We start from the raw sequence: 17,844 nt of genomic DNA on the forward strand, positions 1-17,844 counted from the left end.
TAAGTATAATTCGGAGGCGGTTGCTCCTTTTCTTATACCAAATCGTTTACAAGTCTTATTGTAACAGCCCGTTCATGAAACTGACAAGAAATTAACGCTTATTCAGGATAAACGGGAAACTTGTAGGTGATGCCTGCTTGAATGCGGCTCGCCTTCACATTCGGATTCAGCGCTTCAAAATCTTCGGCTATTTTGTCGGCTGGAACGGCGCTGTTCCCGATGATTGAAAATACGGTCTGTCCGGGTTTGACGGTAACGGTCTTATATTGCAGGCTTGCAGCCGGAGCTTCTGCTGCCATGGTTGAAGCCGGCAAGGCGTTTTGAGGGATGGTGCCTGATTTCAAGTCATAATAAACAATGAACAGGGCGAGCAAAATCGAAAACAGCACAATCACACGTTTCATCTGATTTGTCCCCATTTCGTGCATTTTTTATTATGTTACGCTTGTCCCTCTTTCAACATGACAATAAATTTGCTCCTGCCCGTTTTACCTTGCTGCTTTAGAAGACGGCGTCTCTTTAATGGCGAGAAACAGGATGATAAAGTTCACAAACCAGTTCAGGAGGAACTGACTTGGAACCACCGCCTCCAGCGCGTCCATAATTGCAAAAAACACGGTCGCGAGCGTGATCGAATAAGCAGACATCACCCAAAGGTGCTTATAGGAGAGCATTTTCTTCTGTCCATTGCGAATGATCAGCCCGATGACGGCAAGAACCGAGACATCAATGAATTTTCCGGCTGCCGTCGCCAAAAACAGCAGAACGCATAAGACGGGAACAATCACCGATTTATTTTGATCAACTAAAGAAAGGATATCGTTCTTGGACATGTCTTCGGGAAGCATGGTGTACGGCATTTCCTGAACTTGGCCGTCAATGGCGATGACGAACTTATCTTTCAGAATGCCGACGGAATTCCGTTTGTCTTCGATCTGTTTTGTTTTATAAGAGCCGCTCGGATCAAAAACGATGACAAATCCGAATGACTGTGATTCAATCGCTTTCTTTGCATCTGTTTGCAGTGAGCCGTCTTTTATGGAGAAAGCGGGGAATTCTTTTACAGCTGACTGAAAGCTGTTCATTGTATTCACCACTCCGCTGCTGATATGGTAAAGGTTCGGGAGAGCGGCGATGATGCTGAGCAAAAATACGTATAAAATCGTTTTCCCTATGCCTTGGAAACGCATTTTGCCAATCGCGTGAGGGGAATATGTACTTTTAAAAAATCGCTGAAATAAATTCATTCGTTTTTCACTTCCTATTTCTATAATGTATCTGCATTATTGTATCGTCACAAAAGGACGAATACAAGAAAACTTATCGATCAACAGGGGCTCTGGAAGTTTCCTTTTGGAAAAATGGGTATAATATGAAGCATCACAATCGATTGGAGGAGATTCGGATGGATGTTTTATATTGGATCATCATTGCGGCGATGTTCGTCATTGCGTTCATCGGCCTTGTTTATCCCATCATTCCGAGCGTCGTTTTCATCGTAGCCGGCTTTGTACTATACGGTTTTTTATTTACATTCGGGCATTACTCCTACCTGTTTTGGATCATTGAAGGCATTTTTACAGCCGTATTGTTTGCTGCTGACTATATTGCAAATCTCCTCGGTATTAAGCGCTTCGGCGGCAGCAGGGCGGCGATATGGGGCAGCACAATCGGCCTTTTGATCGGACCTTTTGTGATACCTGTGGCGGGCATTATTTTGGGGCCCTTTGTCGGGGCCTTGGCGGGTGAGATGATTGTCCATCAGAAGGATTTGAAAACAGCGGCCAGAATCGGGATCGGTTCATTGATCGGATTTATTTCAGGCGTTTTTGCGAAAAGTGTGATTCAGCTGATAATGATCGGCTACTTTTTATATACTGTGCTCTAAAATTTTCCCGTCCATGTTTAAAAAGAAGGGGAAAAGGATAAAGTTTAGTGAGCGCTTGAAATGCAACTGTGATCATTTTGTGAGCATTTCCATTGAAACAAGCCTTTTCTTTTGATACATTGAAAGAGGAAAGGCTTGCTAAAGGCGGCATTTCAATACATACAAATTAAGGAGGAATTGATATGGCTTACAAACTTCCAGAATTACCTTATGCTTACGATGCGTTAGAACCTCACATCGACAAAGAGACGATGAATATTCACCATACGAAGCACCATAACACATATGTTACAAAATTGAACGAAGCGGTGGCAGGCAAACAGGACCTTGAAAGCAAATCTGTTGAAGAGCTTGTTGCAAACCTTGATGCTGTACCGGAAAACATCCGCACAGCTGTCCGCAACAATGGCGGTGGACATGCCAACCACTCATTGTTCTGGAAACTTCTTTCTCCAAACGGAGGAGGCGCTCCGACTGGTGAATTGGCAGAAGCGATCAACAGCAAATTCGGCAGCTTCGATCAATTCAAAGAAGACTTTGCCGCTGCAGCAGCTGGCCGTTTCGGCTCCGGCTGGGCATGGCTTGTTGTCAATAACGGAGAGCTTGAAATCACAAGCACGCCAAACCAAGATTCTCCTCTTTCAGAAGGCAAGACCCCTGTCTTAGGTCTTGACGTATGGGAGCACGCATACTACCTGAATTACCAAAACCGCCGTCCAGATTACATTAAAGCATTCTGGAACGTCGTGAACTGGGATGAAGTTGCACGCCTTTACAGCGAAGCAAAATAATCCAGTTTGAGAAAAGAGGCCCGCGAAAAGCGGGCCTTTCAGATTGTTGATAAAATCCCAGAACGACTTTTTGTTTTGGGATTTTATCATCCCTTTTCAGCGTGATTGAAAACCCTTGCAGTCTAGGAAGGCCGAGCATCGGAGCGGAGCGAATGTTGGATTCGTGAGTACCGACGCGCAGGCCTGACAACGAATGCGAGGGTTTGTCGACACGCTGAGAGGCCCGCGGAAAGCGGGCCTTTTTATGTTGTTCGCGAAGCGGAGCGGCTGTTGAAGGACCGGCAAAAAGCCGGTCTGTTTGTTTTTCGTTTCTTTTGCTCTGAAGTACATAACTGACTTTTGATGAGACAGACTAATGATGATCAGTAAAGGGGAGTCAGTTATGAGCAGAATCAAAAACATAATAGGCGATGTTGAAGTAAACAGGGACCTCCTGCTGCTGCTTGCAGTCGGCGGCCTTTATTCTCTTAGCATTGCCCTTTCCAATACGTTTGTGAATGTATATCTGTGGAAGCAGTCCGGACAGTTTGTCGATTTGGCCATTTACAATTTGTCGATCGTCGTGATGCAGCCTATCATCTTTATGTTTGCAGGCCGCCTTGCTAAAAAAATCGACAGGGTGTTTATACTCAGGTTTGGCGTTTCGTTTTTGGCTGTATTTTATTTAACTGTGCTGTTGGCGGGGGAGAATGCGGGATCACGGCTTGTGCTGCTCGGCAGTGTGCTCGGAATTGGCTACGGATTTTATTGGCTTGCGTTTAATGTCCTGACATTTGAAATCACTGAGCCGGACACGAGAGATTTTTTTAACGGGTTTCTCGGCATTTTAAATTCCGGCGCGGGAATGATCGGTCCGATTGTCGCCGGCTATGTTATTTCACGGCTTGCTGACAACACGGGGTACACGGTGATTTTCAGCCTGTCTTTGGCTTTATTTTCAGTGGCTGTCATCACGAGCTTTTTTTTAAAGAGGCGTGAATCGCGCGGCCGCTACATTTTGAAGAAAATCTGGGCGGAACGAAATTCAGACCCGAATTGGCGCAGCATTACAAATGCTCATTTTTTTCAGGGGCTGAGAGAAGGGATTTTCGTTTTTTTAATCAATGTCTTTGTCTTTATTACGACAAAGAGCGAGTTGGCATTGGGGAAGTTCGGCTTGATTAATTCAGCTGTTTCTTTTTTTGCATACTATTTCGCAACGCGGCTTATTAAAAAAGGAGCGCGCAAAAAGGCGATTTTAATGGGCGGTCTCATCCTGTTCGGCGCTCTCTTTCTGATTTTGTTTCATATGACGTATGTGACGCTGCTGCTGTATGCTGTAGCGATTGCGATCGGCTATCCGATTTTGCTCGTGCCGTATTCATCGCTCACATATGATGTGATCGGTAAAGCAAGGTATGCCCGGAAAGCGCGGATCGAATATATTGTCGTCAGAGAGGTTTTTTTAAACATCGGACGGATTGTCTCGATCTTGGTCTTTTTGCTGCTCGTGTCGCTGCTGAAAGAAGACCTGGGCATTCCGGTTTCCCTCGTTTTGCTGGGGGCAGGCCACACGCTGATCTACTATTTCGTCAAAGATATCCGTCTGACAGAGCCCGCCCGCGAAACGGTCGGAAAAGATGCGCATAAACAAACAGCTGAACCCAATTATTTAGAAGGAAAAAGGTAAGCCGCAAGGGAAAATAGTAGAAAAATGCCGAAAAAAACTTTACAATAGATTTGGCACCTTTTCATAAGGTGTCTTTTCTTTATTTCAAAAAGGTGATGCTAATGATGAACAAAAAAATGAAAACTGAAAAACGTAAATCGCTCCCCATTAGATTGAACATATTGTTCCTGCTCGCTTTTATTATTTTCACCATCGTCGTCGTGCGCCTCGGCATGGTGCAGATCGTCTTTGGCGAAGACTATACGAACGAAGTGCAGAAGCAGGAAGAAGTCGATGTCTCGACAAGCGTTCCGCGGGGGAAAATATATGATCGGAACTTAAACACGATCGTGAAAAATAAACCGATGAATGCCATTACATACACAAGGACATCATCGACCTCTCAAGAGGACAGGCTCAAAATAGCAAAAAAACTTGCAGAAATGATCGAAATCGATACAGATAAAATAACGGAGCGCGATAAAAAGGACTACTGGATTTTAACGAGGCCGAAAAAAGCCGAGAAGCTCATCACCGATCAGGATCGGAAAAAAGTTAAGGACGGCAAGCTGAAAGAAGACGATTTATACCAGCTGCAGCTTGACAGGATCACGGAAGATAAACTGAAAGAACTGACAGATCAAGATTTGAAAGTCTTGGCAATCAAGCGTCAGATGGATTCTGGATACGCGTTGACTCCGCAGTATATTAAAAACAAGGACGTAACCGCAAAAGAAATGGCGGTTGTCAGCGAACACCTGGACGAGCTCCCTGGAGTCGATGTGACGTCAGATTGGAAGCGGGATTATCCTTATAACGGTCTGCTCAGAACGATGATCGGCAGCATATCTGATTCAAATGAAGGGCTTCCGAAAAGTCTGCTTGATCATTATTTGTCGCTCGGCTACAACCGGAATGACCGGGTCGGAAAAAGCTACCTCGAAGCCGAATATGAAAATGTGCTTCAGGGACAGAAAGAGAAAGTAAAAAATATTACCGACAAATCAGGGGACATCGTCGATAAGGAAGTCATTTCCGAGGGGAAAAGCGGAAAAGATTTAGTCTTGACGATCGATGTTGATATGCAAAAAGCGATTGAAAAAATTATTGAGGATGAACTGAAGTCCGCCAAAGCCCAGCATAGCGCTCCGCTTCTCGACCGCGCATTCGTCGTCATGATGGACCCGCGAAACGGGGAAGTGTTATCGATTGCCGGCAAGCAGCTTAAAAACGAAAGCGGCAAATTAAAGGTTGACGACTATGCCCTCGGCGCGATGACGTCTTCTTATGCGATGGGCTCGGCTGTCAAAGGGGCCACTGTTTTAACAGGTCTGCAGACGGGAGCCATTAATTTAAATACGACTTTTCTTGATGAACCGCTTTGGATCGGTGACTCGCCGAATCCGAAAAAGTCATGGAGAGTGGGCTTGGGAACACTGGGTATCCAGGGAGCGCTTGAACAATCTTCAAACGTGTTCATGTTTAAAACAGCGATCGCCCTTGGTAAAGGTCAATATAAGGCGCACCAGCCTCTCAATCTTCAAACAAAAGCATTTGACACATTCAGGTATTATTTCAGCCAGTTCGGCCTCGGCGTCAAAACCGGAATCGATCTGCCAAATGAAGCAACAGGCTACAAAGGATCTCAAAGACTGCCTGGTTTCTTGCTTGACTATTCCATCGGACAGTATGACACATACACACCGCTGCAGCTGGCTCAGTACGTATCAACGATTGCCAATGGCGGGTACCGCATGAAGCCGCAGCTCGTGAAAGAGATCAGGGAGCCTGATTCGAAAAAAGGAATCGGGGCCGTTACACAGTCCGTGCAGCCTGAAGTATTGAACAAATTAGACATGAGCGATCAATACATTAAAGAAGTCCAAAACGGATTCAGGCGCGTAATGACAAAAGGTACGGCAGCGGGCCAGTTTGCTTCTGCTTCATATAAACCAGCAGGAAAAACAGGAACGGCCCAGTCTTTCTATGACGGACCGGACAAATCGAAAACGGGAACACCGACATACAATACAACGCTTGTTGCCTACGCTCCTTACGATAATCCTGAAGTCGCAATTTCCGTCGTCGTTCCTTGGGTTTATAATGACTATGGCCAAAGATATTCAATTACAAACGAACTCGGCCGGAAAGTGCTTGATAAGTATTTTGAACTGAAATCAAAACAATCGAAAGAAAATACCGCCGAAAAAAATAAAGACAAAATCGAAAAAGAAGCTACAGAATAGGACTTTTTCATTAAAACACCTGCATTGAACCATGCAGGTGTTTTTTTGTGCGCCCGTTCCTTTCACCCGCATTCTATACAAAGTTCAAGCTTATTTTACAAAACCTTAATAATTCATTTAAACAAGATTAACACTGAAAAGTTACGCTATACCCGTAGGACAAATTACACATTTACGCGGGAGGATTAAGAAGTGAAACCATTTAAAAAAATCACACTGATGTTCATCATGTCCGTTTTAGTTGTCTTCGCAGCAGCTTGCGGAAGCAGCAGTACAAACAACAATGCAGACGAAGGCAAACAAAGCGATAAAGCAGAGAATAAGGCTTCAGGTTCTTTGACGATTTCGGGTTCTTCGGCGATGCAGCCTCTTGTTTTAGCAGCGGCTGAAAAATTCATGGATGAAAATCCTGATGCCGATATTCAAGTTCAGGCTGGAGGATCTGGCACAGGTCTTTCCCAAGTGGCTGAAGGCACAGTCCAAATCGGCAACTCCGATGTCTTTGCCGAAGAAAAAGAAGGCATTCCTGCCAAAGAACTTACCGATCATCAAGTTGCGGTTGTCGGAATGGCAGCTGCGGTCAATCCTGAAGTAGGCATCGATGACATTTCGTTAGAGGATCTCAAAAAGGTATTCACAGGTAAAATCAAGAACTGGAAGGAACTAGGCGGGAAAGATCAAAAGATTACGCTTGTCAACCGTCCTGATTCTTCAGGAACCCGCGCGACTTTTGTTAAATATGCACTTGACGGAGAAACTCCGGCTGAAGGAATCACGGAAGATTCTTCAAACACAGTGAAAAAGTTAATCGCTGAAACGCCTGGAGCAATCGGATATCTTGCGTTTTCTTATATCAAGGATGACACTGTCACTCCGCTTTCAATCGACGGCGTTAAGCCGACAGCCGAAAATGTACAAAAAGGCAAATTCCCGATCTGGGCATACCAGCATTCTTATACGAAAGGCGAGCCTGAAGGCTTGGCGAAAGAATTCCTCGACTATTTGATGAACGATGACATTCAAAAATCCATCGTGACGGAGCAGGGCTACATTCCAGTAACAGACATGGAAGTCAAGCGCGATGCGAATGGAAAGCAAACTGATAAATAATTGACAATAGAAGGCGGGAAAGTGTGCTCCTGACACTTTCCCTCTTATGACTTGTTCTTATAGGAGTGTAAAAAAATGGTTCAAAAAATAGAGAAACTGTCCGCAAAAGAGCGGCTGATCAGCTCCAAGCATAATCGCAAAATGGATGAAATCCGCGGGAGGATTTTGGTTGCGTCGTGCGCGTTTATCATGATGGCGGCGGCGATTTCGATCACAATTTTTCTCGGAAATAAGGGGTTGCAATCTTTTCTGGCCAATGGTGTAAGTCCAATTGAGTTCTTAACCAGTCTAGATTGGAATCCAACGAACGAAAACCCTGAATACGGAGCCCTTCCGTTTATACTCGGATCTTTTGCAGTGACCCTTCTTGCATCTTTGATTGCTGCACCGCTTGGAATAGGAGGTGCGATTTTCATGACGGAAATCGCGCCATCATGGGGCAGAAAAGTACTGCAGCCGGTTGTCGAATTGCTTGTTGGTATTCCTTCCGTCGTTTATGGATTCATAGGCCTTACAGTGTTAGTGCCGTTCATTTCACAGTTTAAGTCAAGCGGATCGGGCCACAGCCTTCTGGCGGGAACGATCGTCCTGGCTGTCATGATTTTGCCGACGGTCACTTCTATTTCAACGGATGCGCTCATGTCGCTGCCGAAAAATCTGCGCGAAGGATCATACGCATTGGGCGCAACCCGCTGGCAGACGATCCGAAAAGTGCTGATACCGGCAGCGCTGCCTTCGCTTCTGACAGCCGTCGTCTTAGGAATGGCGAGGGCGTTCGGCGAAGCGCTGGCCGTGCAGATGGTCATCGGAAATTCCCGAAACCTGTTTGAGAGCCTTTTAGACCCTGCGGGGACATTAACAACGATTATAACGTTGAATATGGGCCATACAACATACGGAAGCGTGGAAAACAATACGCTCTGGTCAATGGGCCTTGTCCTTCTGATCATGTCGTTCTTGTTCATCCTGCTCATCCGCTATCTGTCATCCAGGAGGAAACTGTAATGAACAGCAAAGTAACAGATCGTTTAGCAACCGGTGTTTTTGGATTGATTGCTGCGGTAATCGCCGCCATTCTTGTCGGTTTGTTCACTTATATCATCATCAATGGTGTTTCACATATCAGCCTCAGCTTTTTAACTTCGCGTTCCAGTGCGCTTTCAAGCGGCGGCGGAATCCGCGATCAGCTGTTCAACTCGTTTTATATTCTCGCACTGACGATGCTGATCACAGTTCCCCTTGGAGTCGGCGGAGGAATTTATATGGCTGAATATGCGCCCGCCAACAAATTGACCGATTTTATCCGTGTCTGTATTGAAGTTTTGTCATCCCTTCCTTCGATCGTCATGGGGATGTTCGGCATGCTGATGTTTGTTAATTTGACCGGATGGGGGTACAGCATTATCGGCGGAGCGCTTGCTTTGACGATTTTCAACCTTCCCGTCATGGTCAGGGTGACAGAGGATGCGATCCGCTCTGTACCTAAGGAACAAAAAGAAGCTTCCCTTGCTTTAGGTGTGTCCAAGTGGCATACGATTAAAACGGTCTTGATCCCTGGTGCGGTGCCGTCCATCATCACAGGGGCGATTCTTGCGTCGGGCCGCGTATTTGGCGAAGCTGCCGCTTTGCTGTTTACAGCCGGACTAACCACGCCGAGACTGAATTTCGCCGATTGGAATCCGTTTTCTGAGACCTCGCCGCTCAATATTTTCAGACCGGCTGAAACGCTGGCCGTTCACATTTGGAATGTAAACACACAGGGGATCATCCCTGATGCTGAAGCGATCGCAAACGGGGCATCCGCCGTTCTTGTACTGTCCGTCTTGATCTTTAATTTGGCAGCCCGATGGCTCGGCTCTTTTATTCATAAAAAGTTAACGGCAAACAAATAAGAAGGAAGGATGAAATCATATGGTTCAGGTTCAGATGCCGGTTTTGGAAACCGTGCGCGACACTATCGGAATCGCTCCGTTTCCTGAAGCGAAAGAACATATTTTAGAAGTGAAAAATTTAAATATTTACTATGGAGAAAAGCGGGCCGTCAACGACATTTCCATGCATGTTGACAAACATGCCGTTACGGCTTTGATCGGCCCGTCAGGCTGCGGAAAATCGACTTTTTTAAGAAGCATCAACCGGATGAACGATCTGATTCCATCAGCCAGAACATCCGGAGAAATACGATATGAAGGACTTAACATCCTTGATTCCAATATCAATGTCGTCAATCTGAGAAGGGAAATCGGAATGGTATTTCAGAAGCCGAATCCCTTTCCAAAATCGATTTACAGCAACATTACCCATGCTTTAAAGTATGCGGGCGAACGGCGTAAATCCGTGCTTGATGAGATCGTGGAAGAAAGCTTGAGGAAAGCCGCGCTGTGGGATGAAGTGAAAGACAGGCTGCATGAGTCGGCTTTTTCGCTGTCAGGCGGGCAGCAGCAGCGCCTCTGCATCGCCCGGACGCTCGCGATGAAGCCTGAAGTCCTGCTTTTGGATGAGCCTGCTTCAGCGCTCGATCCGATTTCAAATGCGAAAATAGAGGAATTAATCGTCGGATTAAAAGAGGAATACTCGATCATCATTGTCACGCATAACATGCAGCAAGCTTCAAGAATTTCCGATCAAACGGCATTTTTCCTTAACGGAGATTTGATCGAATACGATCGTACGGAAAAGATCTTTATGAATCCTTCAGAAAAAAAGACAGAGGATTACATCAACGGCAGGTTTGGATAAGGAGGGGCCGGTATGAGCGCTGTAACAGCCGTAAAGCCAAAAGATGTGTACCAGATCAATGATTTGAATTTATGGTACGGCGAACATCACGCATTAAAGAACATTAACTTGACAATACCCGAGTACGAAATTACCGCCATCATCGGTCCGTCAGGCTGCGGAAAGTCGACCTTCATTAAAACGCTGAATCTCATGATCAATATGGTTCCGAATGTCAAAATGACCGGAGAGATCAGCTACAACGGAACGAACGTACTGAACAGCAAAGTCGATCTTGTTGAGCTGCGGAAGAAAGTCGGTATGGTGTTTCAAAAAGGAAATCCGTTTCCCCAGTCGATTTTTGATAATGTCGCATACGGACCAAGGATCCATGGACTGAAAAACAAAAAGGAATTGAATGAGAGGGTGGAAAAAGCGCTTGTGGATGTGGCGCTGTGGGATGAAGTGAAAGACCGCCTTCATTCCCAGGCGCTCGGACTTTCCGGGGGGCAGCAGCAGCGCCTCTGCATCGCAAGGGCGCTGGCCACCAATCCGGACGTTCTCTTGATGGATGAACCGACATCAGCTCTTGATCCAGTTTCGACTTTGAAAATTGAAGAGCTGATGCTCAAGCTGAAAGAGAAATACACGATTGCAATCGTCACGCACAATATGCAGCAGGCATCGAGAATTTCCGATCAAACGGCATTTTTCCTCATGGGCGAGCTGATTGAGTGCAACGATACGGTCAAAATGTTTTCAAGTCCTGACGACTATCGGACAAAAGATTATATTACAGGCCGGTTCGGATGAGAAAGAGGCTGCCGCTTTAAAGCGGCAGCCTTTTTTGCACCGGAGCGGAGGCAATAAAAAAGCAGGCTGGTACGAAGGGGACCGGTCCCATAAGATGAGACAAATAAAAAACACCTTCAAAGTTGAACGGATAGTTGTTATCCGAAATAAGACGTGGAGGTGTTTTTTCTATGGGGACAAGAGTGAGTTCCGGTTGAAGTCAAACGGAAGGCTTTAGAAATGAGATTGGTAGGCGTACCTAAGAAAGAGATCATGCAGAAATCGAATATCAAGAATAAGGCGCGGGTTCAGGCATGGGGCAGGTGGTATAAGGCTGCGGATAAACACTGATTCGAACAGCCTGTTGGAAAACAATATACTTATCGAAAGGATCCCGAGTATTCTTCTGAATGCAGGCAGAAAGTCGTTAGCTGAAACAACAAAATGAAGTTTTAAAAAAGGGGGTAGTCCCAGAGGCATTCTTTTCGATTTTCACGAAACAATTCAACCTTAAATTTACCTTAATAAATAAAATCCCATATTGACCAAACATTGTAAAAGGTGATATGTTTTTAATAGAATTAACAAAAAATACTTTTGTTTATATAAGGAGCATTTATGGATAATAAACAAAACTTTATTACTCTCGTACATCATTTCATATTTTCTCCAAAGGACTTTCTTTCTATCAAGTATTCTAGCGATAAGAATTATCGTCATTCTTGGTTTGTCTTCCTAGCTGTATTGTTTCTGTTCTTAGGCTTTTATTTAGCTATCTTCCCAACACTCTCTACCTTGATTAATAATTCATTTCAAGACAATGGAATTGATTATACAACTGATATGAATACACTCATTATGATCATTACATTAGTATTAGGTATTATTCAATTTACCTCGATGGTTCTTGTAAGCTTTTTTATTATACATATTATTGGGATATTAATTGGCGGGACCGCTACAGCCAAAGAATTTTTCCCTAGTTTTATTTATTCAATCATACCTATAGGCATCAAATTTACAATACTCATTATTTTTTCTTTCTTTTTAGGTAGTGATTTCGCCTTTTCAGTTATTTACCCAAATTCTCAACAGCCGCTAGATATTATCTTGAATATTATTATCGACCCTTTCTTTTGGTGGTCTACTATTCTAGGGTGTATTGCCTTAAAAGTAATACATCAAATTTCTTATAAAAAAACCATCATAATCATTAGCATTACAATGTCTTTAGGTATTATTTCTCTTTTTTCAACAAGTTTATTTTTATAAACTGAAAGGAGGTGAGATTTCAAGATGAAAAATAGCAATCTTTTTAAAATTGCAAGTATTACAGGTGTAGTTTCTCTCTTTGCCATTGCTACTTTCCTTATGGGCTCGTCAGAAGGTATTGCAGGTTTAGCTTCTATTGACTTTAGTTCAGGTCATCAGTTCGCTTTAGACCTTGCAACAAACCTAGGAATTAGTAAAAAAACAGCCTATGTAGCAATCGGTGTTATTATGACAACAGGCGATGTATTAACAATTCTCAGCCTATTGGCTGTTGTTTTGGGCGGAACTGGTCTAATTACAGCTGCAATGGTAGCTACAGCGAAAAAGCTAGCTAAAAAATACGGCAAGAAATATGCTGCTGAATGGTAAAATGCTCAAAAGGAAGAGATTGAGGAGTATAATTATACTCCTCCTTATTTTCGTTCTAGGAGGAATATACACATGCTCAACAAAAGGGTTCTCATTGCAAACTTTAAACTAACCTATAGACGAACTTTAAATCGCTTGATTTATTTTTTCCCATCAAGCGAAAATTTACTTAAATCAAATAAAATTCTATTTGTCTTTGCGCCCTTTTTCTTGGTGTATATATTTATTCTATATAAAGCCTCACAGACTCTTTTAACTGGAGTTCCAGAGCATATTCTAACTCTAGGTACTAACTTTATCATTCTCTTTTTTGTTTTGAATATATTAAAATCATCGACTGATATCATACATCGATATGTATATCCTGAAGATTTTCTTCTTCTTCATACTTTAAAAACGGATCCCAAAAAAATTTTATTATCAAGGTTCTTTACAACAATTTTTCTAAACATCCTGTTTAAATTAACAGTAGTGTTATTCCCTATACTCTTTTTTATAAATTTTTCTACACATGACCGTATATATCTTTTGTTATCATTTCCATCACTGCTAATATTTATTGTTGGACTGACAAGTCTTTATTCATCGCTTACATACATCGTTTATTCTAAATTTCTACATAACATTTTAAATTCACGATTAAAAAGCTTGTTATCCCTTATAGGAATTGCCTGTATATCTGCCATTTCAACTACTTTTCTTGGTTGGATCGGACTTAATTATTTTTATCAAAATGATCTCCTCGAAGCTATTGGCAATTTCATATATCTATTCAAATTAGATACGATATTAACCACCAATTGGCTGCCTACAAATTGGTTTTTACTTTCAACAAGCGATATACATTTATTTTTTTTATGTTCTATAGGTTATATTGCTTTAGGTTGCCTTTTCGCCTTTATTACCTTTCATTTAATTTTGAAAGTATTGATTATAAAAGAAGCAGTACCTAATAATCTTTTGCCAAAATTAAAACCAATCAAGTTGCCTTTTTTAAGTTTCTTACAAAAGACCTTACCACGGCAAAATATTGCTATTCTAAAGAAAGACCTTACTGCATTATTAAGAGCTAATTTTACAATAAAAAAACGACTGGTACTTTCCATTAATATGATTGCAGTAGAACTAGGTGTATTGATAGGTCTTAGTTTAAATCAAAAGTGGTTTGATTTCTCAGACATTTTTGTTATCTACCCAATTTTATTTGCTGTGACTTATAATACATCTTTATTAGGAGAGGGATTACTTGGCGTAACTTCAGCAGATGCAGAGCGTGAGAACCTTTACGTTTATAAGAGCTCGGGTGCTTCTATTTTTAAATTGATCGCAGGAAAATCTTTATTGCACTTATCTGTGATTCTTATTTTAATGAATACGTTATTTTTATTCATCTTATTGTTATTCAACTTAGATATTATGACGCAGCTTATATTGTTCATCATGATTAACTCCATCAGTCTTATCATAGGGGCTGGACAAATTATTGGAACATTTCTCTATCCTCGTTTAGATTGGGAGAACTTTGAAGACATTGGTTCATCTGTTAAAGCATCATTTTTTGAACATACTATTCTCGGAGTGTTACTGGCATTTTACCTTCAGTTGTATGGTATCACAGGCGTTCTCGTTACTTTTAATATTATTAATAGGGGAGTATTCTTTTTAATCATTGTGACAGGTACCATTTTATTTGTTATAGGTATTGGAGTCTTTTATTATTTTTGGATTAAAAGAATAGGAACGAAAAATTGGGAGATGAAAACATGAACATTGAAAATGTGTCTTTCAAATATAAAGATAAACTGATCCTTGAATCTATTAATTTAAAGATAGAGAAAGGCAAAGTTTACGGCTTACTTGGACCAAATGGAGCTGGTAAATCAACTCTTTTAAAATGTATCCTTGGTATAGTGAAACCTTACGAAGGTAAAATCACTGTCAAAGGAGAAACCTTGGAATCTGAAAGATCCTCTTACCTTAAATATATAGGATACGTTCCAGACGCACCTTTTATCTATCATTATTTAACACCTAGAGAGTACCTTGAGTTTGTTGCTGATTTACAAGAAGTCCCTTATGAGATTAAAAATGATAGAATAGATCTTTTGTTAAGTCAATTTAAATTGAAAGATAATGAAAACGACATGATATCTACATTTTCTTTTGGTATGAAACATAAGTTATCTGTTGCAGGAGCCATAGTTCATGAACCAGAAATATTAATATTAGATGAACCATTAGGGGCATTTGATCCCCCCACTACAAAGATGATGAAAAGTTTTCTCAAACGTTATGCTGAACAGGGAAATACTGTCATCATGTCTACACACCTTGTAAACATAGCGCAACAACTATGCGATAAGGTTGGTATACTGATTAATGGTACTTTAGTTAAAGAATATAATCACCTGACAGACATAAAGGATTTTGAAGATTTGATTATAAGGGATATGGATACGATACTAAAATGAAGGAATTAATAAAAAGAAATAAGCGTATACTCTATATAGCAAGCTCCTTTTACATAGTGGGTTTAGTTCTTGGTGTGATTTTTAACAATATTCTACCTAGCCTTAGTCAAGATAATGTTCAAAATATCACAGTATCAGGTTACTTTACACATAATTTTGCAGCAAATTTATTTCTCATTTTTTCAATGTTTACATTTGGAATTTTGACATCTATCTTATTACTATTGAATGGCTTCTTAGTCGGTCTATCTTCTTTACATAGTATCACTGACCATGGAAACGATGTCTTATTTATATTAACTGCTTTGGTTCCTCACGGTATTTTTGAGATTCCGGCAATGATTTTGTCGGGAGCACTTGGTTTCAAATTGTTAGATTACGTGTATATGAAGATAAGGGGTATTTATTTTTCAAAAAAACAGTTTTTACAAGATTTTTTGTACTTTGTTATTATACTTTTTTTATTGACATTACTTGCTGCTGTTACAGAAGCATTAATAACGCCTTATTTACTTAACAAATTAACATTAGGAGGCTCTTATGTTTTTTAATAAAAAGCAGATAGATAAATTACTGGATGATCATACAGGAGAAGAACAAAAAGAAACGAAAAGTAAAGTTAATACTTCATTTATAATAGTATTTTATTTTTCAATACTACTATCAATCTGTACTGTCTTTTTTGATTATAGGTACTTTTTGATTGCTTTGTTTGGCCCGACCATTTTAGTAACTTTTATATCCCCACCTTTCCAAACCAAAAAAGGTATTTATAGAATTTTTTCGGCCATATATTTAATACTTTTAATTACAGTTACTTTCTTTTGGTTAAATTGATTGCTTAATTCTCAATCAAAAAACGTCCTTAATGGATGTTTTTTTATATCGTTTAAATTAATAATTTGAATTGCTTTTTGACAAGTTCAACTTCGTACTACGAATGGGTTCTCCATCTTTTTTTATTGTATAGGTATGTAAACGGTTTCTGTAGGGGGAGGGCTTATGTTAACGTTTACTGGTTTGGGGAAAGCAAGTCCGACCATGGTGCCTTTGGTAGGGGTGCTTATTTCTGGATTTGGCATCAATGATATTTAAAGAAGGGATTATCAAAGTACTGCCAGTGGCGACCATGTTTATCTTCGTCACTTTAATTTTTGCATTCTACAAGACACAGGATTCTTTGAACCTCTAATCAAAGCATTAAACAGCTGACAAAGGGGAATGTTGTCACTGTTTCCATGGGTACAGCTGCAAGTGGGATGATCTCACACTTAGATGGTGCAGGAGCCACAACCTTTTTATGAACTGTACCCGCACTGCTTCAGCTTGTAAAAATTACATATGGGTCCTTGCTTACTGTGCGATCAAGGTTAAGTGTATACATCTTATGAGTATCAGAAAGCTATTAATATAATGCCTCCATCGGATCCGTTTCATTCCTCACTAAAGTCTGAAACGTTTGATCTTAACAGCATTGATCGAACTACGACTGCCATCGTAGAACACACTGTTAAAGAAATACATTCATTATTTTAACAATATTCGTATTAAAACAAAACTAAACAACCAATCACCGGTAAACTATCGGGAATTGGTTGTTTAAAGGTGTTTTTAAATCCTGTCTCAAAACGGGGGTCAGTCCCGTTCCAGCTTGCTTTTTTATTTGGACAGTGTTTTGACGATGTTTTTCAAGCTGTCACCGCGCTTCAGTTCGTACTTACCTGCGCGGATTTTAGATTCGTTTCCGGTCTTTTTCACATAATCTTTGAAGTCATCGGCAGATGAAATGACTTTTCCTTTTGCAAGGAGGTCTGCTATCTCAGCCGTGCTCATGCCGCTTTTGATTTCAAGCTTATACTTGGAATCTTTTTTTTCTGCTTCTTTCTCTTTTTTGTTTTGAGACGAAGCATCCTGCTTCAGAGCGGTCTCTTTATAATGGAGCAGCTGCTGGTATTCTTCGCGTTTCAGCGAAACCTGCTGGTTGTCCTTTAAATAGGTTTTGACATCGGTTTCGCTGATGTTTTGAGCGTCTTTAGAAGCTTCAGCTTTTCCGTTACCCGTCAAATAAAATGCGCCTGCAAGAACAGCGGTAGCCAAAATCATTCCTCCGGCAAATGCTTGTACACTTTGTCTGGTCATACAAGCACCCTCTCATTGTCTTTAATGATCGCTTTCACATCTTCGACAGATACGTGCTCAGCTTTAGCGATGGCGTCTACAGACATGCCGTTTTGGTATTTTGAAAGAATCTGCTTCGCAATATGCTGGCTGATGCCGGCATTTGGTCTGCGGACGACCACATTTGAATCGAGGAGCTCTTCCTCAAGCACGGTCATCTTCTTTTTCAATTTATAGATTTCCTGCATGGCGGACAGCTGAAGGGTTTCCAACTCCTGTTCAACTTCCTTGATCGGTTCTCTTTGAAAATATGAGAATGCAATCAGCGCAATGCTGACAACGAGCAGCGCAATGATAGCAATTTCCACGTTCATCACCTTCAATTCTAATTTTCTCCTTCTTTTTTATACCATAAAAACGC

The 17,844-nt window shown here is 41.4% G+C and carries 19 protein-coding genes and 2 pseudogenes; 17 read left to right on the forward strand and 4 right to left on the reverse strand.

What is annotated here, in order from left to right; genetic code table 11:
- Nucleotides 1-98: 98 nt before the first annotated feature.
- Both M1E03_RS08195 and M1E03_RS08200 read right to left on the reverse strand, forming a co-directional pair.
- Nucleotides 99-404 carry a LysM peptidoglycan-binding domain-containing protein gene (locus M1E03_RS08195; RefSeq protein ID WP_026579294.1) on the reverse strand — a complete coding sequence of 102 codons (306 nt, stop codon included), beginning with the start codon at nt 402-404 and terminating at the stop codon, nt 99-101.
- An 84-nt stretch (nt 405-488) separates the two neighbouring features.
- Nucleotides 489-1,247, reverse strand: a complete 759-nt coding sequence (locus tag M1E03_RS08200; RefSeq protein ID WP_105981083.1) for a DUF1189 domain-containing protein — start codon at nt 1,245-1,247, stop codon at nt 489-491.
- A 158-nt stretch (nt 1,248-1,405) separates the two neighbouring features.
- Here M1E03_RS08200 and M1E03_RS08205 point away from each other — a divergent pair, with 158 nt between their 5' ends.
- From M1E03_RS08205 to M1E03_RS08285, 17 genes and pseudogenes are all read left to right on the forward strand, one after another.
- Nucleotides 1,406-1,888 carry a DUF456 domain-containing protein gene (locus M1E03_RS08205; protein WP_026579296.1) on the forward strand — a complete coding sequence of 161 codons (483 nt, stop codon included), beginning with the start codon at nt 1,406-1,408 and terminating at the stop codon, nt 1,886-1,888.
- A gap of 182 nt (nt 1,889-2,070) precedes the next feature.
- Nucleotides 2,071-2,679, forward strand: coding sequence for a superoxide dismutase SodA (sodA, locus tag M1E03_RS08210; protein WP_023855215.1), 609 nt, complete (start codon nt 2,071-2,073; stop codon nt 2,677-2,679).
- Nucleotides 2,680-3,061: 382 nt separating this feature from the next.
- Nucleotides 3,062-4,348 carry an MFS transporter gene (locus M1E03_RS08215; RefSeq protein ID WP_023855214.1) on the forward strand — a complete coding sequence of 429 codons (1,287 nt, stop codon included), beginning with the start codon at nt 3,062-3,064 and terminating at the stop codon, nt 4,346-4,348.
- Between the two features lie 101 nt (nt 4,349-4,449).
- Nucleotides 4,450-6,573, forward strand: a complete 2,124-nt coding sequence (locus M1E03_RS08220) for a peptidoglycan D,D-transpeptidase FtsI family protein (RefSeq protein ID WP_025811147.1) — start codon at nt 4,450-4,452, stop codon at nt 6,571-6,573.
- A gap of 219 nt (nt 6,574-6,792) precedes the next feature.
- A complete protein-coding gene (locus M1E03_RS08225; protein WP_031304750.1) occupies nt 6,793-7,683 on the forward strand; it encodes a phosphate ABC transporter substrate-binding protein in 891 nt (296 codons plus the stop codon).
- Nucleotides 7,684-7,758: 75 nt separating this feature from the next.
- Nucleotides 7,759-8,688, forward strand: a complete 930-nt coding sequence (gene pstC / locus M1E03_RS08230) for a phosphate ABC transporter permease subunit PstC (RefSeq protein ID WP_003183532.1) — start codon at nt 7,759-7,761, stop codon at nt 8,686-8,688.
- Nucleotides 8,688-9,575: a phosphate ABC transporter permease PstA gene (gene pstA, locus M1E03_RS08235; protein ID WP_023855211.1), complete on the forward strand. Its 888-nt coding sequence runs from the start codon at nt 8,688-8,690 to the stop codon at nt 9,573-9,575. Before pstC ends, pstA begins: the two co-directional genes overlap by 1 nt.
- Nucleotides 9,576-9,609: 34 nt before the next feature.
- Nucleotides 9,610-10,422: a phosphate ABC transporter ATP-binding protein PstB gene (gene pstB, locus M1E03_RS08240; RefSeq protein ID WP_043054596.1), complete on the forward strand. Its 813-nt coding sequence runs from the start codon at nt 9,610-9,612 to the stop codon at nt 10,420-10,422.
- Nucleotides 10,423-10,434: 12 nt separating this feature from the next.
- The gene (pstB, locus tag M1E03_RS08245) at nt 10,435-11,214 is read left to right on the forward strand and encodes a phosphate ABC transporter ATP-binding protein PstB (protein WP_023855209.1); all 780 of its coding nucleotides are present in this window, start codon (nt 10,435-10,437) and stop codon (nt 11,212-11,214) included.
- A gap of 170 nt (nt 11,215-11,384) precedes the next feature.
- Nucleotides 11,385-11,654 (forward strand): annotated as a pseudogene (locus tag M1E03_RS08250) (IS3 family transposase); the annotation flags it as partial.
- Between the two features lie 157 nt (nt 11,655-11,811).
- Nucleotides 11,812-12,465 (forward strand): YIP1 family protein, encoded by a 654-nt coding sequence (locus M1E03_RS08255; protein WP_020452201.1) that lies wholly within the window; start codon nt 11,812-11,814, stop codon nt 12,463-12,465.
- Between the two features lie 24 nt (nt 12,466-12,489).
- Entirely contained in the window at nt 12,490-12,834 is a 345-nt protein-coding gene (locus M1E03_RS08260; RefSeq protein WP_020452200.1) for an uberolysin/carnocyclin family circular bacteriocin, read from the forward strand.
- 72 nt (nt 12,835-12,906) lie between these two features.
- On the forward strand, nt 12,907-14,601 hold the full coding sequence (locus M1E03_RS08265) for a hypothetical protein (RefSeq protein ID WP_020452199.1): 1,695 nt from the start codon (nt 12,907-12,909) through the stop codon (nt 14,599-14,601).
- Complete coding sequence (locus M1E03_RS08270; protein ID WP_020452198.1) at nt 14,598-15,305, forward strand: ABC transporter ATP-binding protein; 708 nt, start codon at nt 14,598-14,600, stop codon at nt 15,303-15,305. Before M1E03_RS08265 ends, M1E03_RS08270 begins: the two co-directional genes overlap by 4 nt.
- A complete protein-coding gene (locus M1E03_RS08275; RefSeq protein ID WP_020452197.1) occupies nt 15,302-15,856 on the forward strand; it encodes a stage II sporulation protein M in 555 nt (184 codons plus the stop codon). Before M1E03_RS08270 ends, M1E03_RS08275 begins: the two co-directional genes overlap by 4 nt.
- Nucleotides 15,846-16,142 carry a methyltransferase gene (locus M1E03_RS08280; protein ID WP_096748227.1) on the forward strand — a complete coding sequence of 99 codons (297 nt, stop codon included), beginning with the start codon at nt 15,846-15,848 and terminating at the stop codon, nt 16,140-16,142. The genes M1E03_RS08275 and M1E03_RS08280 overlap by 11 nt, the downstream gene beginning before the upstream one ends.
- Before the next feature lie 537 nt (nt 16,143-16,679).
- A pseudogene (locus M1E03_RS08285) lies at nt 16,680-16,908 on the forward strand (IS3 family transposase); the annotation flags it as partial.
- A 56-nt stretch (nt 16,909-16,964) separates the two neighbouring features.
- On the opposite strand, the gene M1E03_RS08290 reads toward M1E03_RS08285, so the two are convergent.
- Both M1E03_RS08290 and M1E03_RS08295 read right to left on the reverse strand, forming a co-directional pair.
- Nucleotides 16,965-17,444 carry an endolytic transglycosylase MltG gene (locus tag M1E03_RS08290; protein ID WP_020452195.1) on the reverse strand — a complete coding sequence of 160 codons (480 nt, stop codon included), beginning with the start codon at nt 17,442-17,444 and terminating at the stop codon, nt 16,965-16,967.
- Complete coding sequence (locus M1E03_RS08295; protein ID WP_011198121.1) at nt 17,441-17,791, reverse strand: hypothetical protein; 351 nt, start codon at nt 17,789-17,791, stop codon at nt 17,441-17,443. Before M1E03_RS08295 ends, M1E03_RS08290 begins: the two co-directional genes overlap by 4 nt.
- Nucleotides 17,792-17,844 lie beyond the last annotated feature (53 nt).

This window comes from Bacillus sp. PK6-013 (assembly GCF_054161445.1).